This window comes from Streptacidiphilus fuscans (assembly GCF_015690355.1).
GTDB classification, from domain to species: Bacteria; Actinomycetota; Actinomycetes; order Streptomycetales; family Streptomycetaceae; genus Streptacidiphilus; species Streptacidiphilus fuscans.
Genome location: NZ_JADPRT010000011.1, coordinates 74980 through 96035, shown reverse-complemented (window position 1 = coordinate 96035; position 21056 = coordinate 74980). Strand labels below are relative to the sequence as shown.

Genomic DNA, 21056 nt, shown 5'->3' with positions numbered 1-21056 from the left:
GCATGAACCCCGACGCCACCACTCCCGCCCACCGCTACCTCTCCCTCGCAGGACTGCGACACCGTGGCTGGACGCCCAGCATGGTCGCCAAGCTGCTCGGCTCGCCCGACAAGACGGTGCGCAATCCGCACTTCAGGGGCGCGTCGCCGTCCCGGCTCTACGCCGTCTCCCGCGTCGCCGCCGCGGAGGCGACGGACGCGTTCGCCGCCTTGGCCACCGCTGCCGCCCAGCGCGCCGCCAACTCCCGTGCGGCGGCCCAGCGTCGACGCCGCGCCGTGCTCGCCGAGGTGGAGGGGCTGGACATCCGCGTCCCCCGGCTCTCGCCGGACTGCCTCACCCGCAGGGCCGTCGCGCACCGCAACCACCGGGACGCGCAGCGCGCCTGCCGGTACGGGGACCACGCCGCGGCCCCGGCCCGACCCGACGCCGCCGAGCCGGGCGCGCTGCGCCGGTGGCAGGTCAACTACCTGCGGCACGCGCTGACCGACTACGACGCCGTGCTCGACGGCCTGCACGGCAGCGCGGGCCGCGCCGACGCCGAGTGCCTGCTGCGCCGACGCGTGTACGAGGCGATCGGCACGGCGTATCCACACCTGGCCGCCGAGTGCCGCCGTCAACTGAACGAGCGTCAGCCACCCTTGCTCACCGGCGACTCCTCCGCCGGTCCGGGGTGATCGCACGACCGTCCGCGAGCCGAAATCCCGCGCCGATTGTCAGTGGTCGACGATAGATTCGAGGTATGCAGAACGTGATCACCCCGCTTTCGCGAGCCGATCTCGCGAACAACCGCATCCGCGCGCTTCTCGCGCGGGCCCGCGGCCGTCGTCTCACGGCGTCGGAGCGGGATCTCTACACCCGCCTCGTCGACGAGTACCTCGCCGCCCGCACCGCCGCGAACCAGCCCCTGGAGATAGCCACCGCCGCCTGAACCGCGGCGTGGCTGCCTCCTGAAAGGCTGCCTCCTGAAACGGAAAACGGCTTGCGGGGCGGCCTGGAACGCCCCGACCATCAGCCCATGACCACGACTCCCGCCCTCGCGCTGCCACTGCCGTCGCTGCCCTCCTCCGCCACGGCGGAGCACGGCCGACAGCAGTCCGCGCGCCGCCCGGGAGGCTCGATTCCGCACCCCGCATGAGCGCGGGCAGCGCCGGTGGCGCGGCTCTCGTCGCCGGACTTCTCGCCGGCTACGGCATCGCCATGCCGGTGGGAGCGGTCGGAACATACCTCGTGGCGCTCACCGCCCGGACGACGCTGCGGATCGGGTCGTGCGCCGCTCTCGGCGTCGCGACCGCCGACGGCCTCTACGCGCTGATCTCCGTACTCGGGGGCTCGGCTCTGGCGCCCGCCCTCACCTCGATCACCGTCCCCTTGCACTGGGCCTCGGCCACGGTGCTCGTCGCGCTCGCACTGATCGGCGCGACCCGCGCCGTCGCCCGGTACCGCGCGCGGCAGCGGGCGGAGGCGGAGGACCGCGCCCCGCTCAGCCCGACGCAGGCGTACCTCGGGCTCCTCGGCATCACGCTGATGAACCCGATCACGGTGATCTACTTCGCCGCCCTCGTGCTCGCCCGGCAGGGCGGTGCAGCGTCCGGACGCTGGGACGAGGCCGTATTCGTCACGGCCGCCTTCGCGGCGTCCGCGAGTTGGCAACTCCTGCTCGCGGGCGGCGGTGCCCTGCTGGGCCGCGCGCTGACCGGCCCTTACGGGCGGCTCTGCACGTCCCTGGTCTCCAGCGCCGTGATCCTCGGTCTCGCCGTCCGCCTACTGCTGCAGCCTCACTGAGACTCCGGCGGCTCAGGTGCCTCCGAGGTGTCTGTTGCCTCCGGGTCCGCTTCCGCTTCCGCTACTGCTTCCGGTCGGGGGCTCCGCCGCTGCAGGACGACGAACCAGACCAGGCCGAACAGCGTCAACGCCGAGGCGACGAAGAAGTTCAGGCGCAGGCCGAGGAAGTGCTCGGAGGGGTCGACGCGCAGCGACTCCTCGAAGATGCGGAAGGCCGAGTAGCCCACGACGTAGAGCGCCATCAGGCTGCCGGGCCGCACCTTGCCGCTCTTGCCGAGACGGATCAGCAGCCACGCGAGCAGCAGGTCCCAGACGAGCTCGTAGAGGAACGTGGGGTGGAACGTCGGGTCCTGGAGGTAGCCCGGCGGGCGGTAGGCGGGCGCGATCTCCAGCCCCCAGGGCAAGCTGGTCGGGCCGCCGAAGAGCTCCTGGTTGAAGTAGTTGCCGACGCGGCCGATCGCCTGGGCGACCAGCAGGCACGGCGCCAGCGCGTCCATCATCGCCAGCACGTCGGCCCCGGCTTTGCGCAGCCGCCAGATGCCGACGACCGTGGCCAACGCGACCCCGCCCCAGATGCCCAGCCCGCCGTCCCAGACGGCCAGCGGCCCCCACCAGTGCGGCGGGATGTACTTGGGCGTGGTGAGGTCGAAGTAGATCCGGCCGCCGATGATCCCGGCGGGCACACACCAGATGGCGATCTCGTCGACCAGCGCCGGGTCGCCGCCCACCGCGCTCCACCTCCGCCGGCCGAGAAGCACGGCGAGGCTGATGCCCACGATGTACATCAGCGCGTAGAAGTGGATGTAAAGCGGCCCCAGGTGGAAACCGTTCACCGACGGGGACGGGATGGCGGCTAGCTGCATGCTGCGAGGGTAACCGCGGCCCCTGCCGAACCCCGACCGGCCCCGCACCTGGGACGCTCAGCCGCCGCAGTGAGGGGCGGGGGCGGGGGCGTGGTCGTCGTTCCAGCGGCCGAGGACGGGTACGGCGGCGATCTGCTGGAAGCACGAGACCGCGCTGGAGAAGTCCCAGGGATGCGGCGGATCGAACGGCCCGACGTGGCCCCTGTCGGCAGCGCTGGCGGGCGCGGCGGACGCGAGGGCAGCGGTGGCGAGGACGGCAGCGGTGACGATCTTCTTCACGCTCACGTCGGAACAACGAGCCGCCGACGGGACGGTCACGTCCCGGGTGCTGCGTTCAGGTGAGGACGACGGTGACGGTGAGGGGCAGGCCGGTGGACCCGCCGCTGCCCCGGCGGGTCCGCCTCCCAGTCGAGTCCGACGGTGCCTCGCGTCCGACGGTCCGTCAGCTCTTCGTCGCCAGCGCGCGCAGGAAGAACACCAGGTTGGCCGGGCGCTCCGCGAGGCGGCGCATGAAGTAGCCGTACCACTGGTTGCCGTAGGGCAGGTAGACCCGCATGGTGTTGCCCTCGGCGATGAGCCGCTCCTGCTCCTCCGGGCGGATGCCGTACAGCATCTGGTACTCGAAGGAGTCCGCCGACCGGCCGTTCTGCGCGGCCAGCTGGCCCGCGACGCGGATCAGCCGCGGGTCGTGGGAGGCCACCATCGGGTAACCCTCGCCCGCCATCAGGATCTTGAGGCAGCGGACATAGGCCAGGTCGACGTCGCTCTTCTTCTGGAACGCGACCGACGCGGGCTCCTGGTACGCGCCCTTGCACAGGCGGACGCGGCTGCCGGGACCGCTGAACTCGGCGCAGTCCGCCTCGGTGCGGTGCAGGTAGGCCTGCAGCACGACGCCCAACCACGGGTAGTCCGCGCGCAGTTCGCGGGCGATGCCCAGGGTGGAGTCGGTGGTGGTGTGGTCCTCCATGTCCAGGGTGACCGTGGTGCCGACGGCCGCGGCAGCGGCGCAGATGCGGCGGGCGTTCTCCAGGGCGACCTGCTCGCCGTCCTTGGGCAGGAACTGCCCGACGGCGGAGAGCTTGACGGAGACCTCGGCGCGGTCCGCCAGACCGGTCTCGGCGAGGGCCGCGAGCAGCTTCTCGTATGCCTCGGCGGTTCCGGCGGCCTGGGCGGCGTCGGTGGTGTCCTCGCCCAGGTGGTCGAGGGTGATCCGGCGGCCGGTGCCGACGAGCGTGTCGGTGACGGAGACGCCCTCGTCCAGGGTGTCACCGGCGACGAAGCGCTTGACGATGGCGCGGGTGGGCGGGAGCTGCTCGATGAGCTTGCGGGAGCGCGGAGAGCGGGAGGCCGCAAGCAGCGTGGTACGGAGCATGTCAACTCCTGGGGGTGCGGGAGAAGCGGAAGCGTGGGGGGACAAGCGTGGGAAAGACAGGGATACCGGCGGCGGCCCCTCCCCCGGGGGGAGTTGGGAGGGGACGCCGCCTCCGTCGGTCCGACCGGCCGTAGCAGGCGGGTGGACCGACGGGATGCGACAGCCGTCGTTCAGCGGGCAGGGCGAGCCCGGCCGACGACCGTCACGACGTGCCGGTCGACGATCCGTCAGCCCATGTGCGGGTAGCGGTAGTCGGTCGGCGGGACGAAGCTCTCCTTGACCGAGCGGGCCGAGGTCCAGCGGAGCAGGTTCTGCGCCGCACCCGCCTTGTCGTTGGTGCCCGAGGCACGGCCGCCGCCGAAGGGCTGCTGGCCGACGACGGCGCCGGTGGGCTTGTCGTTGATGTAGAAGTTGCCGGCCGCGAAGCGCAGCTTGTCCATGGCCTCGGCGATCGCGGTGCGGTCGGTGGCGAAGACGGCGCCGGTCAGGCCGTACGGCGAGGCGGCGTCGAGCTGGGTGAGCGTGGCGTCCCAGTCGGCGTCCTCGTAGACGTGGACGGCCAGGATCGGGCCGAAGTACTCGTCGCGGAAGTACTCCGCGGCCGGGTCGGAGCCGACCAGGACGGTCGGGCGGACGAAGTAGCCCACCGAGTCGTCGCAGCTGCCGCCCGCGAGGATCTCCACGTTCGGGTCGGCGGCGGCGCGCTCCAGCGCGGCGCTGTTCTTGGCGAACGCGCGGGCGTCGATGACCGCGCCCATGAAGTTGGACAGGTCCGAGACGTCACCCATGGTCAGCGACTCGGTCTGGGCCTTGACCTCGTCCTTGATCCGTGCCCACAGCGACGCCGGAACGTAGGCGCGCGACAGGGCGGAGCACTTCTGGCCCTGGAACTCGAACGCTCCGCGCACCAGCGCGGTGACCAGGGACGCCGCGTCGGCGGACGGGTGGGCGACCAGGAAGTCCTTGCCGCCGGTCTCGCCGACCAGGCGCGGGTAGGTGCGGTAGGAGGCGATGTTCTCGCCCACCGACTTCCACAGGTGCTGGAACGTCGCGGTGGAGCCGGTGAAGTGGATGCCCGCCAGGTCCGGGTGCGGCAGCACGACCTCGGAGACGGCCAGGCCGTCGCCGGTGACCATGTTGATGACGCCCTTGGGCAGGCCCGCCTCCTCCAGCAGCTGCATCAGCAGGTGCGCGGCGAACTGCTGCGTGGGAGACGGCTTCCAGACCACGGTGTTGCCCATCAGCGCGGGCGCGGTGGGCAGGTTGCCGGCGATCGCGGTGAAGTTGAACGGCGTGATCGCGTAGACGAAGCCCTCGAGCGGACGGTGGTCGGTGCGGTTCCACACGCCGGGCGAGGAGATCGGCTGCTCGGCCAGGATCTGGCGGGCGAAGTGGACGTTGAAACGCCAGAAGTCGACCAGCTCGCACGGGGTGTCGATCTCGGCCTGCTGCGCGGTCTTGGACTGGCCGAGCATGGTCGCGGCGGCCAGCGTCTCGCGCCACGGGCCGGACAGCAGGTCGGCGGCGCGCAGGAAGACGGCGGCGCGGTCGTCGAAGGAGAGCGCACGCCAGGCGGGACCGGCGGCCAGCGCGGCCTCGACCGCGTCCCGCGCGTCCTGCGCGGTGGCGTTGCGCATGGTGCCGAGCACGGCGGCGTGCCGGTGCGGCTGCACCACGTCGATCGGCTCGCCACCGCCCAGGCGGCGCTCGCCGCCGACGGTCATCGTCAGCTCGACCGGGGCCTGCGAGCCCAGCCGCTTCAGCTCGGCCTCCAGCCGGGCCCGCTCCGGGCTGCCCGGGGCGTAGCCGTGCACCGGCTCGTTGACCGGCGCGGGAATCTGGGTCACAGCGTCCAACACGCGCGTTCTCCTCGTTGAGACGTCCGGAACGGACGGGACGTTCGGGCGGATCAGTGCTCCTGGACCAGCCGGCAGATCGCCGGACGACCCAGGGGGATCGTCGACCGACCGGGCGTGGTTCGCACGTCGGCACGGTCCGTCGAGTCACACGCTAAGCCTGTGCGAAAGCGCTCCTCTTTGTCCGGGCGCATAAGATCTGACCATGGAGCATGTCCGATCGGACAACACCGCCGAAGGCCCCGAGGAGCCGGTCCCGGCCGAGCCGCCGACACCCGACGGCCCCCCTGGGGACCTCCCGTCCGACCCCCAGTCCGACCTGCCGTCCGACCTGCCGTCGGAACTCCCCTCCGACCTGCCGCCTGACCTGCCGCTGGTCCGCCCCGGCGGCCTCTCACTGCGCCAGCTGCTGATGTCGCTGGGCGAGCCGGTGGTCGAGCTCCAGTGCGCCCCGGCGGGGCTGGACGTCGAGGCGGTCGACGTCGCTCTGCTCGACCCGGAGGACCCGCCGACCGCGCGTCCCGGCGAGCTGGTGCTGGCCATCGGCGTGCGCGGACGCGCCGCGATCCCGGCGCTACGGGCGGCGGCGCGCGCCGGCGCGGCTGCGGTCGCGGTGCGCATCGACTCCTCCGCGCAGCGCGAGACGCTGCGCGACTTCGCCGAGCAGGCCGGGATCGCGCTGCTTTCGGTCCGCCGCGAGGTCCGCTGGGAGCACCTCGACGCCCTCGCCCGCGCGGCGCTCGGCAGCGGCCGCCAACTCCCGGGCAACGCCGGGGAGAACGGCGCGGAGGAGGGCGACCTCTTCGCCCTGGCCCAGACGACGGCGGTGCTGACCGGCGGCATCGTCAGCATCGAGGACACTGCCAACCGGATCCTCGCCTACTCGCGCTCCGCCGACTCCGACGAGATCGACGACCTGCGGCGGCTCACCATCCTGGGCTGGCAGGGCCCGGAGCCGTATCTGGCCAAGCTCCGCGAGTGGGGCGTCTTCCAGCGCCTGCGCGCGGGCGACTCGGTCGTCGCGATCGACGAGCACCCGGAGTTGGGGCTGCGCCGCCGCCTGGTGGTGGCGATCCGCTCCGGCGAGCGGCAGTTGGGGACGATCTGGGTCCAGGAGGGCGCGACGCCGCTCGCCGACCGCGCCGACCAGGCCCTCCTCGGCGCGGCCCGGGTCGCGGCGCTGCAGCTGATGCGGCGGCGGCGGCTCGTCAGCTCGGAACTGAGGCTCACTCAGAACCTGCTGTCCGGCGTCCTCCAGGGCACCACGGCTGCCCAGTCCCTCGCCGGTCATCTCGGCCTGGACGCCAAACGACCCGCCGCCGTCCTGGGGTTCGCCCTGCCGGGCTCGGACGAGCTGCACCGCGAGGAGACGCTCAGCCTGATGGCGGTCCACGCCGCCGCCCGCCACCGCAGCGCCCTGGTCGCCGCCGCGGACGAGCGCGTCTACGTGCTGCTGCCCGAACTCCCGCACGGCATCGCTGCGGTGACACTCCTCGGCTGGACCCGCGAACTCGCCGAGGCGGCCACCCGGCACCTCGCGGCGGCGACGGCGAGCGCGCCCGTGCGCGGCGCGGTGGGGACGGTCGCGGCCGGGCTCAACGGCACCGCCGCGTCCCGCCGCGAGGCGGACCGGGTCCTGGACGCCATGGCGTCAGGGCAGGTCGAGGCGCATGTCGCGGAGATCACCGAGGTCCAGGCCCAGGTCCTGCTCGCCGAGACCCTCGCCCTCCTCGCCGCCGCCCAGGCCGTCCGCGACCCGCGCCTGACCGCGCTGCTCGCCCACGACGCCCAGCACGGCGGCCAGTTGGCCGCCTCCGTGCTGGCCTGGCTGGACGCCTTCGGCGACGTCCGCACGGCAGCGGCGGCCCTGCACATCCACCCCAACACCCTCCGCTACCGCGTCCGCCGCGCCGAACAACTCACCGGCCTCGACCTCACCCGCCCTGAGGACCGCCTGCTCGCGATGCTCCAGCTCCGGCTGTGACCACGATCGGCGCCCACCGCAAAGCCGCGCCCAGGTGACCCGTCACCGCCGCGGTGGTGCGTCGTGCCAGGTGCGCCAGAGGTCGAGCCAGGCGGCGCGGGACTGGACGCGGAGTTCGTGCAGGAGGCGGGCCTCCTCCGGGGAGCGGGCACTGCCCGGGGTAGCCGCGATGCCGGGCAGGTCGAGGCGGTGCCAGTCGCGGAGCCACGCGCGTTGGGCGGGCGCGCTGCGGACCTCGCTCTCGAACGCGGTGAACCGGATGCTCTCCTCCAGCGCTGCGCGGCCCTCCGGCGAGTCGGGGAACCAGTCGGCGGCCTCGGAGAGCGAGACCATGTGGTTGACCAGCGCCGTCACCGACTCGTTGGCCTCGTCGTGGTCCTCGCCCGCCAGCCGCATCTGCTGACGGACCGCCGCCTCCCACAGGTCCCCGTGGCGTCCGGCGTCGCGGCGCGGGAGCCGCGGCACGCGGTGCTCGCGCACGGCGGCCTCCACCCGCAACGCGTGGGCGACGCAGTAGTCGACCAACTGCCGGTGCGCCGCGAGGTTCAGCGGCGGGTCCGCCGGGCCCTGCACGGACTCGGACTCCGACGCGGACCGCGCCGCGGGCGCCCCGCCCGGCTGCCCGGCGCGACGACCCTCGTCGAGCCTGCGGCGACGCACCAGCAGGGCGTTGAGCAGCGCCTGGCGTCCGACCGCGTACGGCTCCAGGTCGTGGACGACGCGCAGCGCCACCCGGTCCGGGTCGACACCGCGCCCGGTGACGGTGAGCACGACGCGGCCGTCGGGCGCGCGCAGCCTCGCCGCCCAGATCGGGCCCTCCCGGCGCAGCAGCGCCTCCACCGGCACGCCGTCCACCGGCAGGCGCATCTGCGACTCGACGGCAAGCCCCGCGAGCGCGTCCCCCGCCGCGCCGGGCGACTCGTCGATGCCCGCATGGCTGAACAGCCGGTCCCGCTCGTCCTCGACGATGTCGGCCAGGCCGTACTCCATCGTCCCCGCGCCCGCGTCCGCGTTGGCCACCTGGAGCCACGGGCCGTCGGCGGTCATCGGCTCGCCGTGACTGAGCACGACCTTGACCAGTGCACCGTTGGTGATCTGCCACTCCGTCAGCGCGGGCGACGGCAGCAGCGGCGCCGTGGGCGCGTAGAGCGGGAAGGGACAGGAGGAAAGGGTGTTGAGGTCGGCTTGCGCCGCATCGCGCCACAAGTCGTCAGGGCTGTCGAATCTGCCGAAGCTGCCGCCGCCGAACTTCACCGCGCCTCCCCTTCACGTCGCGTTCCACCCTACGGAGTGACGGTCCTCGCGCGCACCATGCTCTGGATTACCCGTACGCCGTACGACTGACGCACGAACGGCACGAGCACGTCCGCGCCACACCGACGCCCGACGCGCGTCAGCGTGGTGGTATGACGCATGCTCACCCCGTGCACCGCACAGGTCGATCCGCCGCACCCCGCCTTCTCGGCGAGGTCCGCTTCTGGTCGCGCTCCGGCTCGTCTCCGCTTCGCTGCAACTCGCCTCGCCGCTCGACGGTCCTGCTCCTCGCCGCCGCGCTGCCCGGACTGGTCAGCCTGCCCGCAACCGCGCACGCCGAACCCTCCCCGGGGCGGGCAACGCGCCTCGGCGACGTCCACGACCCGGCGCTCGGCGCCTCCCCCGAGCACTGCACCGCGCCGCCCCAGGTCGGCAACGGCGGCGCGCTGGCGCTGATCCTCGACTGGCCGGACCGTCCCGTCACGCCGGGAACGACGCAGGTGCTCGGCGTCCACGTCACCAATCTCGGCACCGCGCCGACGACCGGCCCGACGCAGGTGGTCGTGCACAACTTCGCACCCAACCGCCTCAGCGCGGACCCGGACCTCCACCCCCGGACCACGACGACGGACCTGGCCCTCTCGCTCCCCGCCGACCTCCCGCCCGGCGCGACCGCGTCCGCCGAGGTGACCATCGGCCTGGGCCCGTCCATCCCGCCCGACACCACCGAGCACTGCTCGGTCACCGTGACCGGAGACGGCCCCGACGACCAAGCGACGGCCGCCTACGACGTGGAGACGGGCGCTCCGGTCGTGCATCTGACCGCCGCCGTGCTGCCGCTGTCGGCGCGACCAGGGCAGACCGTCCCGGTCCAGGCGGTCCTCGGCAACACCGGGCCGTCGAACGAGTACACCGGCCCGGCCGTCTTCACCTTCACCGCTCCCGAGCGCACCCGCTGGGCACAGCCCTACGCCTACCGCTGCGCACCGGACCCTGCCACCCCGGACCACCCGGCCGGCACCCGGCTCAGGTGCCGTTACCCGGGCGCACCGCTGACCTGGCGCAACGAGCTCGAACAGCTCCCGCTCACGGTCGACGCCGACGCCGTCCCTGGCACCACGCTCACCGGCGGGCGGGTCGACGCCACCGACCCGTTCGACCCGGCCCCGTTCCGGGGCGGGGAGTTCGACGTCACGGTGACGCACTGACGCGAGCCACTTCCGATCAGGCAGGCGCCTGCCTGGTCGCCCGACCCTCGATGCCGTCCAGCAGCAGCCGCAGCGCGAGCTCGAAGCCGCGCTCGTCCAGCCCGCTCGCACCACCGCCGCGAGCGAAGGATCCTGACAGTGCGTCAGCCAGCGCGGGGTACTCGGGGCGGTAGCCGTCCGGCTCGCGGGTGAAGCCGGCGGTGAAGGTCTCCAGCGCGGAGCCGAGCACCAGGTAGTCGAGCGCGGCGGCGGTCTCGGCCGCGTCGGCCGGGGCGAGTCCGGCGCGGCCGAGGGCGCCGAGCAACGCGTCGTAGCCGCGCAGCGCCCGGTCGGCCTCGACCCGACGGCGGGCCAGCAGCGCGATGGTGTTCGGGTGCCGCAGGAAGACGGCGCGGTAGCCGCGCGCGTACCCGGCGAGCCCCGTCCGCCAGTCAGGGTCGGCCAGCGGCGAGTGGTCGACCTCCTCGTTCACCAGCTGTGAGACCGCGTCGACCAGCGCTTCCTTGCTCTCGACGTGGTTGTAGAGCGAGGCGGCCTTGACGCCGAGCCGCTCGGCGAGCGCGCGCATGGTCAGGCCGTCCGCACCCAGCTCGTCCACCACGTCCAGCGCGGCCACGGCGATCCGCTCGCGCGTCAGCAGCGCCCTGCTCGGTCGGCCCACGCCGCAGTTCCCCTCTTCCGCACTCGGCATTCGACGGCTATCGTGCCAGATCAACCGCAGTGACTAACTAAGTTAGTTTTACGTTCCTCATCCGAAAAGGAGGCGACGCCATGGCGAACGACGACCGCTCCCAGGACGATCTCGTCCCGCACGACCCCGTCGAGCAGGACCCCGTCCAGCAGGACAGCGACCGGTTGGAGGCCCTCGGCTACCGGCAGGAGCTGAGACGCAGCCTGAACGTCCTCGGCAATATCTCGATGGGCTTCGCCGTGGTCTCCCCCGTCGTCGGCCTCTACGCCGCCGCACAGGTCGGCATGAGCGTGGCCGGGACGGCGTGGGTCTGGGCGCTGCCGCTCTGTCTGCTCGGCCAGTGCCTGGTCGTCTGCGTCTACTCCGAACTTGCCTCGCAGTGGCCGCTCGCCGGGGGCGCGTACCAGTGGAGCCGACGCCTGGCGAGCCCCGCCTTCGCCTGGCTCAGCGGCTGGATGTGGCAGTTTGCGGTGATGTTCGGCAACACCACCGTCGCCTACCTCGCCTCGCCCTGGCTCTTCGCACTGTTCGGCGCGGTGCCGACACCGACCGAGCAGGTGCTGGCCTCGGTCGGCTTCATGCTCTTCTGCACGCTGGTCAACGCCTACGGGATCAACTTCCTGCGCTGGTTCGTCAGCCTCGGCATCGCGGCGGAGGCGGTCGCCTCCGTGCTGGTCGGGCTCACACTGCTGCTGGTCTTCCGGCAGCACGGGTTCTCACTGCTGACGAACTTCCTCGGCGCGCCGAAGGGGCTGGGCGTCAGCAACCTCGACGGGTTCCTCGCTGCGGTCGCGGTCGCCGGCTGGGCCTTCATCGGCTTCGACGCCTGCGTCTCGACGGCCGAGGAGACCAAGGACGCGGCACGTCAGGTGCCGAAGGCGATGTGGTGGTCGCTGCTCAGCGTCGGCCTGGTGGTGATCCTCAACGCGATCTCGGTCGAGCTCGCCCACCCGGACCCGGCCGAGGTCGTCGCGGGCAAGGACTTGGACCCGGTCACCACGGCCGTGACCCACGCCTTCGGCGGCTGGGCGGACAAGCCGTTCGTGCTGGTGGTGCTGGTCAGCTTCACCGCCTGCCTGATGGCCTCCCAGGGCGGCGCGGCCCGCGGTCTCTACTCACTCGCCCGCGACGACGTCTTCCCGTTCGCCAAGCACGTCCGCAGGGTCAACCGCCACAAGGCCCCGATCGGCGGCCTGGTCGCCGCCACCGTGATCAGCTGCGCGGCGCTGCCGCTGGGCCTGAGCACGTCGGCCATGGGCAGCCTGATCACCTTCGGCAGCGCTGCCACGTTCGTGCCGTTCTTCCTGCTGACGGTGGTCGCGCTGGTCGCGCGCGTGCGCCGCACGTGGGCGCCGTCGGGCGTGGTCCGCTACGGGCGTCTGGGGACGCCGTTGAACGCACTGGCCGTGCTGTGGACGGGCTTCGAGGTCGTCAACATCTGCTGGCCCCGCGCGATTCTCGCGCCTGTCGGCGCGCCCTGGTACCAGGTGTGGGCCGCGCTGCTCGGCGTGGGCGTGGTCTGCGCGGCGGGCCTCGCGTACCTCGCGGTCCGCAAACCGCACCTTCGCATGCGCGCGGCCGACGAGGACCAACCCATCGGCGACGAACTGGCGCCCGCAGTGCTGTAGTTGCAATCACCTCAGGGGCGCGAGGAACTGCGCGAGCAACCACCCTGCCGGGATGGCCCTGCTCGTTCAGCGACTCACCACACAGGGTGGCTTGTCGCGCAGTTCCCCGCGCCCCTAAGTAGTGCAACTACATGCGGCAGCACCAGCTCTACCCAACGGCCCGGTCAGCGCCCCGCGGACTTCGCCTTGAAAGCGGCCTTGCGGGCCTGCTTGGCCACCGACTTGTCGGGGTGGAGCGCGCCGACCGCCTCCAGCACGGCGCGAGTGTAGGTGTGGTCGACCCGCCACATCTCCTCGAAGAAGCGCTCCGAACCGTCCGGGCCGGGCAGCATGCGGATCAGTTCGAGCATGGGCTCCTCCTCGCCGCCGGTGTCGATCAGCTGGGCGGCCAGCGCGTCGACCGTGGTCCACAGGACCACGTCCCGCCCCGGGGTGGGGAAGTCGGTGACGCCGCGTTCGGTGAGCCACGCGCCCGCGATGCCCGCGAGCTCGGGATCGGTGAGGGCATCCCGCGCCGCGGGCTCCGCGGGCGTGCCGAGGTGACGGAGCGCCACCTGGCAGTACAGGCGGCGGACCGGCGCGACCAGGTCGTCGCCCCGCGCGGCGGCCAGCAGCTCGGTCGCGGCCGGGAGCGGCTCCTTACCGGCGATCCACTCCAGGATCTCCTCCTCCGGCAGCACGTTCGGGGACTCGCAGATGCCGCGCAGCAGCGCCTCCGCGTCGCCCTGCGCGTGCTCGCCGATCAGCGGCGCGTCGATGCCGTCCTCCAGCAGCCACTGGCGGACGCCGAATACGCCGAGGTCGGTCAGGCGGACGTGGCCGAAACGGTCGACGTCCGCGTCGTCCAGCTCCAGCTCGCCGCTCTCGCCGAAGGCCGACTCGTCCTCCTCCTCGAAGAGCGCGGGGTCGATCGGGCGGTAGTCGAGCATGCCGAGGTCGGCCAAGTCCTGGAGCATCGGGTCGAGGATGACCATGGTGTCGGTGATCTCGCCGAGCAGTTCCTCGGTCGGGTCCTCGCCCTCGGGGACGACGAGCAGGGCGGCGAGGACTCCGAGCGGCAGCGTCTGCTCGGTGCGGGTCGGGGCGAGGGCGCGGGTCTCGTAGAGGACTTGGAGCGCGTCGTCGAGCAGTCCTTGCGCCTCGTCGCGGGCCTCCTCCAGCCGCGAGTACTCCTCCTCGGACTCGTCCTCCTCCTCGTCGGATCCCTCGGATTCCTCGGATCCGTCGGCCGCCTCGGCCTCGGCCGCGACCTCCGCCGAGCCTTCCCCGGCCGCGGAGTCCTCGTCGTCCTCGTCCTCCTCCGCGTCCCGCGCGGCCTCGACGTCGTCCAGCGCCGCCTCCACCGCGGTGGCGGCGATGATCGACGCGGAGGTCAGCCAGTCGTCCAGGATCGCCTCGACGTCCCCGGACGCCAGCCGCTCCAGCTGCGGACCGGCGACGCCGCGCTCGGGGGTGTCGGCCTTCTCGGGGTTGCCGTCGGCCGCGGACTCCAGCACGACCAGCTCCAGGTCGACCGCCAGCGCCCACGCGCGCTCGACCTCGCCGACGTCCTCGGACTCCAGCTCCAGCGCCTTCACGGCCGCCGCCGCCTGCTCCTCGGAGAGCTCGCCCCACTCGTCGACGGGCTTGCCCTCGCCGACCCAGCGGGCCAGGCCGATCGCCTGGGCCAGGAGCGGCGAGGCCAGCGCGGCCTCGGCGAGCGCCTCCGGAGCCGCGAGCCGGACCGGCGGGACCAGGATCAGCTCCTCTTCCTCCGCGTCCTCGGCGTCCACCTCGCCGACGGTGCCGGGACCGCCGGTGGCACCGTAGAGGGTCTCCAGGTCGAGGTCCGCGGGGAGGGCCCGGCCCTCGTCGCCGGAGCCGTCCTTACGACTGCGCGCTGCCATGATCCGACCTGTCTCTCGCTCGCCCCGGACCGCCGGGAACCCGATGTGCTCCAGCTGGACCGCCCGGCCAAAAGGACCCGTGTGAGCCACGGCACAAGCACTCCTGAGCCGAGAGTAGTCCCTGGTAGGCCCCTGTTGCCGTTTCCCTTGACAGGCAACCAGGCCGTATCCTCCGCTGGGCTGATGCGCACACCCCGCGCCGAGGCTCCGCACTCCCTTGCACGCCTGCTCCACCCGGACCATCCCGGCACACCCAGTCGGCCGGCCCGGAGCCCAGACGCCAGGAGACCCCTGCCATGGCGGAACTCTCCCCTGCCTCGACGCATGCCTCGACACGCCTTCGTGAGGCCCTGCTCCCGCTCGAACTCGCTCCCCGCGAGCGCCTGCGCACCCCGACGCTGAGCCGTTGGAACGCGCTGCGCGGCGTCCGGGTGGGCCTGACCGTCGCGGTCCTGCTGCTCCTGCTCATCGGAGCCAACCTCGCGACTCCCCTCTATCCCGCGCTGCAGACCCGACTCGGTCTGAACCCGGTGGACACCACCCTCCTCTTCACCGTCTACGTCTTCGCCCTGGTCCCGGTGCTGGCCGCCGTCGGCCACTGGTCGGACCAGCTGGGACGCCGGGCGCTGGTGCTCCCGGCCGTCGTCATGGCGGCGTGCGGCGACGCGGTCTTCGCCAGCGCGAACAGCCTCGGCCAGCTGGCCGCCGGGCGCGCCGTCCAGGGCATCGCCGTCGGCCTGGCGACGAGCGCGGCCGGTGCCGCCCTCGCGGACCTGCTGCCGGACCGGCCCACTCTCGCCGCCAAGCTGACGCTGGCCGCGTCGGCGGGCGGCGTCGCCCTCGGCCCGCTGCTCGGCGCGGCGCTGGCCCAGGGCGCGGACCCGATCGTCACGCCGTTCACCCTGCACGCGGTCGCGCTGCTGGCACTCTGCATCCCGCTGGCCGTACTGCACCCACGCACGCCCGGACACCACACCGCACCTTTGCGCGTGCCGGGTCGCCTGAGCCTGCGTCCACGCGCGCTCAGCCTGCCGCAGCAGGGTCGCGGGATCTTCCTGCTGGCGGCGGGCACCGGGTTCGTCTCCTACGCGGTCTTCGGGGTCTACCTCAGCCTCGCGCCCAGCTACGCGGCCTCGCTGCTGCACACGCACGCACCGATCGCGGGCGCGGGGGTAGCGGCACTGCTGCTCGGCTCGTCGGCGGCCGCCCAGTTGCTCGCGCGGCCGACCCGCTCGCGGTCCGTGCCGGTACTGGGCATGTCCGGCCTGGCGCTCGGCCTCGGCCTGGTCGTGCTGGCCGGGTACGCACACCTGCCCGCGCTGCTCTTCCTGGGCAGCGTCCTGGGCGGCGCGTCGCAGGGGCTGGCCTTCCGCGCCCTGTTCGCCCGCGCGGTCGCGGCGATGGAGCCGGAGCGCCGCGCGTCCGAGCTGAGCGCGCTGTGGGTGGTCGTCTACCTGGGCAGCTCGCTGCCGATCGTCGCGGTGGGCTTCCTGGCCCGCGCGTACGGGATCCTGCCTGCGGTCACGGTGTTCGCCGCCGTCGCAGCAACTGCCTGCGTGGGCCTGGCGGTGGCGTCGGCGCGGTCGCGTCACTAGCCGGGTCGTCCGGCTCGACCAGCTCACCGCGCATCACCCACGGGCGGTCATGCCGCCATCCGAGCCCGGCCCGCCGTTCGGCGGCGATCCGGGCTCGGATCACCAGCAGGTCTACGAAGGCGATGAGCGCGAGCAGGCCACAGGTCGCGGCGAAGCCGAGGAAGGTGTTCCGACCGCTGACATCGCCGGGCTTGGCATTGACGGCGAGGAAGGCGAAGAAGCCTGCGGCGAGCAGATAGACCGGCCCGAAGATGGCGGCGAGGAGCCGCCGCGCGGGCAGGTCGCTCAACGCGGTCGCCGGCTCACTCCCATTCCTCCCCTGGCGGCGAGCAGGCCCCCTCCCCCGCGCGCCCGAGCCCACCGACGATGTCAGCGCACGCGGCGGCGGCCGATGCCCCCGACCGAGCGCGAACTGCATGGCAGCCTCCTACGGCTGCCCCTACCCACGAACGGGACGTTGCAACGCCGTAGGGGCGCGGGGCTCTGCTGATCTGCGGCTCCGCCGCGTGGGCGCGACAAGCCGAGCCGTGCTCCCGCAGGTAGTTGCAACCCCATAGGGGCGCGGGGCTCTGCCGATATGCGGCTCCGCCGCGTGGGCGCGACCAGCCGGTGCTTTCGCTCCCGCGGGTAGTTGCAACCCCATAGGGGCGCGGGGAACTGCGCGACAAGCCACCCACGCAGGTGGAGCCCCGAACGCGCAGGGCCATCCGCACGCGGGTGGTTACTCGCGCAGTTCCCCGCGCCCCTGAGGTGCATGGCACCTCGCCTGCAGAAAGCTGCGCCCCCAGCCTGCTGCAACGTCCCACTCTGCAAAATGTGCTGCAAAAAGGTCACACCTTCCCCGCCGGCTGCCGGTCCTGAGGCCGGCGCGGGGGAATCGGCGTGGCGGGGAAGTCGCGGGGGCCGGTCCAGAGCGCGGGGACCGCGTCCGCCCAGCGGCAGAGCTCATACGCGATGGCCTCGTAGTTGACGCGCCAGCCGCGAAAATGCTCCCACGCCTCCTCCACCGGCCTCTCCTTCGCGAAGCCGGTCGCGGCGATCATCGCCACCGCCGCGTCGAACTCCGCGAAGCTCAGCCGGATCGGCGTGTTCGGCTCCGGGTCGGGGTCGAAGGCGATCCGCATGGTGCGGGCGATGTCGCGGAGCGAGGAGAAGCCCGCGCGCAGGACCAGCCGGGCCTCCGGCGGCGCGGACTTCGGGGAGATGGAGAGCTGGATCGCCGCGGCGTCCAGCACCGCGAGCAGGCTGACGATCCAGCTGCGCTGCGGGCGCGGCGAGCGGAACGAGAGCAGTAGCGGGTAGTTGGAGTGGCTCTCGCCGATGTCCGCCGCCAGGCGCTCCCAGTCGCGGTAGAGCGCGGGCAGCGCGGTCTGGGTGTCGACAAGCCACTGACGGGCCAACAGTTCCGGTCCCCACGCGGGTTCTCCGGCGCGGGACTCCAGCAGCGTCACCTCCGTCTCGCGACGGTTGTACGCGCTGTAGAGGGTGGGCAGGTACGCGATCTGCAGCGCGATCACCAGCGGACCGCTGGCTGCGGCGAGGAAGTCCAGGCCGGAGAGCTTGAGTCGGCTGCCGCTGGCGAAGCCCAGCGTGAACAGGCTCGACCCGGCCTCCCGGACGGCGGTGCCGAAGTCCAGGTTGGACAGCCCGTACAGCAGGCACGAGTACGCGAGGAGCATCCCGCCGAGCCATGCGGTGAGCATGCCCAGCAGCACCAGCGGCGCGAGCCACGCCTGCGCGCGGTCCATGGCCCGGAACGTGCCGAGGGGTGCGGCGGAGAGCCGCAGCAGGTACCGGAAGCTGCGGGTCAGCCGGAAGACGAGGGCTGAGTACAGCCCTCTCGGGACCACGAGCGTCCGGAGCACGCTGCTGACGACCATGATCAGCAGCAGCACGCCCAACGCGACGGAGAGAGCTCTCATAGGTCACATTGTGTTGCAAACGCGCCAGGGGCGCGGGACAGAGTCCCGCGCCCCTGGGCAGTGCACGTGCACCCGGGTCAGACTGAGCCAGTCCGGGTCAGACGTTGAAGCCCAGGGCGCGCAACTGGTCCCGGCCGTCGTCGGTGATCTTGTCCGGGCCCCACGGCGGCATCCAGACCCAGTTGATCCGCAGGTCCTGGACCAGACCGTCGGTGGCCGTACGGGCCTGGTCCTCGATGACGTCGGTCAGCGGGCAGGCCGCCGAGGTGAGCGTCATGTCGATGGTGGCCACGTCGGCCTCGTCGACGTGGACGCCGTAGATCAGGCCCAGGTTGACGACGTCGATGCCCAGCTCCGGGTCGACGACGTCCATCAGGGCCTCCATGAGGTCCTCGACGGCGACGGAGCCCTTGCTGACGCTCTCGAACTCGGTCGCGGCCGCGGTCTCCGCAGCCGTCTCCGGCGTGACCTCGCTGGTCGCGGTGGTCTCGGTGGTCTCGCTCATGCGCTCTCCTTGACGGGCGCGTCGGCCAGGGCCTGCGCCGTGGCGTCCTTCCAGGCCATCCAGCTCAGCAGGGCGCACTTGACGCGCGCCGGGTACTTGGAGACGCCCGAGAACGCGATCGCGTCCTCCAGCACCTCCTCGTCGCCCTCCAGCTGGCCCTTGGACTGCATCAGCTCCAGGAAGGCCTCCTGGATCTTCTGGGCCTCGCCCAGTTCCTTGCCGACCAGCAGGTCGTTCAGCACCGACGCGCTGGCCTGGCTGATCGAACAGCCCTGGCCCTCGTAGGAGACGTCCTTGAGCACAGTGCCGTCGAGCTTGACGCGCAGCGTGATCTCGTCGCCGCAGGTCGGGTTGACGTGGTGCACCTCGGCGTCACCGTCGCGCAGGCCACGGCCGTGCGGGTGCTTGTAGTGGTCCAGGATGATGTCCTGGTACATCGAGTCGAGCTTCATCGACCGCCGCTCCCTTTCCGACTATCCGATCTATCCGACTAACCGAAGAAGGCGCGGACGTGGTGCAGCCCGTCGATCAGGGCGTCCACCTCCGCCTCGGTGGAGTACAGATAGAACGACGCCCGCGTGGTCGCCGGAATTCCGTAACGGAGGCAGACCGGACGCGCGCAGTGGTGGCCGACGCGCACGGCGATGCCCTGCTCGTCCAGCACCTGGCCCACGTCGTGCGGGTGGATGTCGCCCAGGGTGAAGGAGATCGCGCCGCTGCGGCCCTCGGCCGTCGCCGGCCCGATGATCCGCAGGTCGGGAACCTCCTGCAGGCGGTTCACCGCGTACTCGGTGATCGTGTGCTCATGGGCGGCGATCGCGTCCATGCCGATGCCGTTGAGGTACTCGATGGCCGCGCCCAGACCGACCGCCTGCGCGATCGGCGGGGTACCCGCCTCGAACTTGTGCGGCGCGGGGGCGTAGGTCGAGGACTGCATGGAGACGGTCTCGATCATCTCGCCGCCGCCCAGGAACGGCGGGAGGTCCTCCAGCAGCTCCTGACGGCCCCACAGGACGCCGATGCCCGTGGGCGCCAGCATCTTGTGGCCGGTGAAGGCGACGAAGTCGGCCTCGAGCGCCTGCACGTCCAGCGGCATGTGCGGGGCGGCCTGCGAGGCGTCGATGACGACCAGCGCGCCGACGGCCTGCGCCCGGCGGACGATCTCCTCGACCGGGTTGACCGTGCCCAGGATGTTGGAGACCAGCACGAACGAGACGACCTTGGTCTTCTCGGTGATGATCTCGTCGATGTTGGACAGGTCCAGGCGGCCGTCGTCGGTCAGGCCGAACCACTTCAGCTTCGCGCCGGTGCGCTGCGCCAGCAGCTGCCACGGCACAATGTTGGAGTGGTGCTCCATCTCCGTGATGACGATCTCGGAGTCGGCGTCGACCTTGTACGGCTCGTCGGCCCAACCGAGCATGTTGGCGACCAGGTTGAGCGACTCGCTCGCGTTCTTGGTGAACACGACCTCGTCGCGGCTGGGCGCGTTGATGAAGGACGCGACGGCGTCACGCGCGCCCTCGTACAGCGCCGTGGCCTCCTCGGCGAGCGTGTGCACGCCGCGGTGGACATTGGAGTTGTGCAGCTCGTAGTAGTCCGTCAGCGCGTCGAGGACCTGCCTGGGCTTCTGCGAGGTGGCCGCGTTGTCCAGGTAGACCAGGGGCTTGCCGTTCGGCAGGATCCGGCCGAGGACCGGGAAGTCCTTGCGGATCGCGTCCACGTCCAGCGTGCGAGAGGTAGAGATCACTCGGCTGCACCGCCCTTCACGTACTGCTCGTAGCCGTTCTCCTCCAGCTCGTCGGCCAGCTCGGGGCCACCGGAGGTGACGATCTTGCCGCCGGCGAAGACGTGGACGAAGTCGGGCTTGATGTAGCGCAGGATGCGCGTGTAGTGGGTGATCAGCAGGGTGCCGACCTCACCGGTCTCGCGGACGCGGTTGACGCCCTCGGAGACGATGCGCAGCGCGTCGACGTCCAGACCGGAGTCGGTCTCGTCGAGGATCGCGATCCGCGGCTTGAGCAGCTCCATCTGGAGGATCTCGTGGCGCTTCTTCTCGCCGCCGGAGAAGCCCTCGTTGACGTTGCGCTCGGCGAACGCCGGGTCCATCTGGAGGTCGGCCATGGCCTCCTTGACCTCCTTGACCCAGGTGCGGAGCTTGGGGGCCTCGCCGCGGATCGCGGTGGCGGAGGTGCGCAGGAAGTTGGAGACGGAGACGCCGGGGACCTCGACCGGGTACTGCATGGCGAGGAAGACGCCGGCGCGGGCGCGCTCGTCGACGGTCATCGCCAGCACGTCCTCGCCGTCCAGCAGCACCGTGCCGGAGGTGATGGTGTACTTCGGGTGGCCGGCCAGCGAGTAGGCCAGGGTCGACTTGCCGGAGCCGTTCGGGCCCATGATCGCGTGGGTCTCGCCCTGCTTCACGACGAGGTCGACGCCCTTGAGGATCTCGCGCGGGCCGTTCTCGGCGTCGACGGAGACGTGCAGGTCGCGGATTTCAAGCGTTGCCATGG

General features: G+C 72.1%; 20 protein-coding genes. 7 read left to right on the top strand and 13 right to left on the bottom strand.

What is annotated here, in order from left to right; genetic code table 11:
- Positions 1-2 precede the first annotated feature (2 nt).
- The 3 genes from I2501_RS24900 (at position 3) to I2501_RS24890 (ending at position 1782) form a co-directional block, all read left to right on the top strand.
- On the top strand, positions 3-674 hold the full coding sequence (locus I2501_RS24900; protein WP_236047150.1) for a hypothetical protein: 672 nt from the start codon (positions 3-5) through the stop codon (positions 672-674).
- Positions 675-739: 65 nt separating this feature from the next.
- On the top strand, positions 740-928 hold the full coding sequence (locus I2501_RS24895) for a hypothetical protein (RefSeq protein ID WP_196196428.1): 189 nt from the start codon (positions 740-742) through the stop codon (positions 926-928).
- Positions 929-1131: 203 nt separating this feature from the next.
- The gene (locus I2501_RS24890; protein WP_196196427.1) at positions 1132-1782 is read left to right on the top strand and encodes a LysE family transporter; all 651 of its coding nucleotides are present in this window, start codon (positions 1132-1134) and stop codon (positions 1780-1782) included.
- Here I2501_RS24890 and lgt read toward each other — a convergent pair.
- The 4 genes from lgt to pruA all read right to left on the bottom strand — a co-directional run bounded on the left by lgt (position 1776) and on the right by pruA (position 5873).
- Entirely contained in the window at positions 1776-2645 is an 870-nt protein-coding gene (gene lgt, locus I2501_RS24885) for a prolipoprotein diacylglyceryl transferase (RefSeq protein ID WP_196196426.1), read from the bottom strand. The two genes, I2501_RS24890 and lgt, sit on opposite strands and share 7 nt — an antisense overlap.
- 57 nt (positions 2646-2702) lie before the next feature.
- Positions 2703-2930 (bottom strand): hypothetical protein, encoded by a 228-nt coding sequence (locus tag I2501_RS24880; RefSeq protein ID WP_196196425.1) that lies wholly within the window; start codon positions 2928-2930, stop codon positions 2703-2705.
- 157 nt (positions 2931-3087) lie between these two features.
- A complete protein-coding gene (locus I2501_RS24875) occupies positions 3088-4017 on the bottom strand; it encodes a proline dehydrogenase family protein (RefSeq protein WP_196196424.1) in 930 nt (309 codons plus the stop codon).
- Positions 4018-4244: 227 nt separating this feature from the next.
- On the bottom strand, positions 4245-5873 hold the full coding sequence (gene pruA, locus I2501_RS24870; protein ID WP_196196589.1) for an L-glutamate gamma-semialdehyde dehydrogenase: 1629 nt from the start codon (positions 5871-5873) through the stop codon (positions 4245-4247).
- A gap of 205 nt (positions 5874-6078) precedes the next feature.
- On the opposite strand from pruA, the gene I2501_RS24865 reads away from it, so the two are divergent.
- Positions 6079-7857: a PucR family transcriptional regulator gene (locus I2501_RS24865; RefSeq protein ID WP_236047148.1), complete on the top strand. Its 1779-nt coding sequence runs from the start codon at positions 6079-6081 to the stop codon at positions 7855-7857.
- A gap of 42 nt (positions 7858-7899) precedes the next feature.
- On the opposite strand, the gene I2501_RS24860 is transcribed toward I2501_RS24865, so the two are convergent.
- Positions 7900-9111: a hypothetical protein gene (locus I2501_RS24860; protein WP_196196423.1), complete on the bottom strand. Its 1212-nt coding sequence runs from the start codon at positions 9109-9111 to the stop codon at positions 7900-7902.
- Between the two features lie 170 nt (positions 9112-9281).
- Between I2501_RS24860 and I2501_RS24855 the strand changes: the two genes are divergently transcribed.
- Entirely contained in the window at positions 9282-10319 is a 1038-nt protein-coding gene (locus tag I2501_RS24855) for a COG1361 family protein (protein ID WP_196196422.1), read from the top strand.
- 16 nt (positions 10320-10335) lie between these two features.
- Here I2501_RS24855 and I2501_RS24850 read toward each other — a convergent pair whose 3' ends face one another.
- Entirely contained in the window at positions 10336-10980 is a 645-nt protein-coding gene (locus I2501_RS24850) for a TetR/AcrR family transcriptional regulator (RefSeq protein WP_196196421.1), read from the bottom strand.
- A gap of 110 nt (positions 10981-11090) precedes the next feature.
- Here I2501_RS24850 and I2501_RS24845 point away from each other — a divergent pair, with 110 nt between their 5' ends.
- Complete coding sequence (locus I2501_RS24845; protein WP_196196420.1) at positions 11091-12638, top strand: APC family permease; 1548 nt, start codon at positions 11091-11093, stop codon at positions 12636-12638.
- A gap of 164 nt (positions 12639-12802) precedes the next feature.
- On the opposite strand, the gene I2501_RS24840 is transcribed toward I2501_RS24845, so the two are convergent.
- Positions 12803-14524, bottom strand: a complete 1722-nt coding sequence (locus tag I2501_RS24840) for a hypothetical protein (protein WP_196196419.1) — start codon at positions 14522-14524, stop codon at positions 12803-12805.
- Positions 14525-14820: 296 nt separating this feature from the next.
- On the opposite strand from I2501_RS24840, the gene I2501_RS24835 reads away from it, so the two are divergent.
- Positions 14821-16119: an MFS transporter gene (locus I2501_RS24835; protein ID WP_196196418.1), complete on the top strand. Its 1299-nt coding sequence runs from the start codon at positions 14821-14823 to the stop codon at positions 16117-16119.
- Here I2501_RS24835 and I2501_RS24830 read toward each other — a convergent pair.
- The 6 genes from I2501_RS24830 to sufC form a co-directional block, all read right to left on the bottom strand.
- Positions 16046-16408, bottom strand: a complete 363-nt coding sequence (locus I2501_RS24830; RefSeq protein WP_196196417.1) for a hypothetical protein — start codon at positions 16406-16408, stop codon at positions 16046-16048. The two genes, I2501_RS24835 and I2501_RS24830, sit on opposite strands and share 74 nt — an antisense overlap.
- 541 nt (positions 16409-16949) lie before the next feature.
- On the bottom strand, positions 16950-18041 hold the full coding sequence (locus I2501_RS24825; protein ID WP_196196416.1) for a hypothetical protein: 1092 nt from the start codon (positions 18039-18041) through the stop codon (positions 16950-16952).
- Positions 18042-18138: 97 nt separating this feature from the next.
- On the bottom strand, positions 18139-18426 hold the full coding sequence (locus tag I2501_RS24820) for a metal-sulfur cluster assembly factor (protein ID WP_196196587.1): 288 nt from the start codon (positions 18424-18426) through the stop codon (positions 18139-18141).
- 116 nt (positions 18427-18542) lie between these two features.
- Positions 18543-18998: a Fe-S cluster assembly sulfur transfer protein SufU gene (gene sufU / locus I2501_RS24815; protein WP_196196415.1), complete on the bottom strand. Its 456-nt coding sequence runs from the start codon at positions 18996-18998 to the stop codon at positions 18543-18545.
- Positions 18999-19036: 38 nt separating this feature from the next.
- On the bottom strand, positions 19037-20293 hold the full coding sequence (locus tag I2501_RS24810; protein WP_328806598.1) for a cysteine desulfurase: 1257 nt from the start codon (positions 20291-20293) through the stop codon (positions 19037-19039).
- The gene (sufC, locus tag I2501_RS24805; RefSeq protein WP_196196414.1) at positions 20290-21054 is read right to left on the bottom strand and encodes a Fe-S cluster assembly ATPase SufC; all 765 of its coding nucleotides are present in this window, start codon (positions 21052-21054) and stop codon (positions 20290-20292) included. The genes I2501_RS24810 and sufC overlap by 4 nt, the downstream gene beginning before the upstream one ends.
- Positions 21055-21056 lie beyond the last annotated feature (2 nt).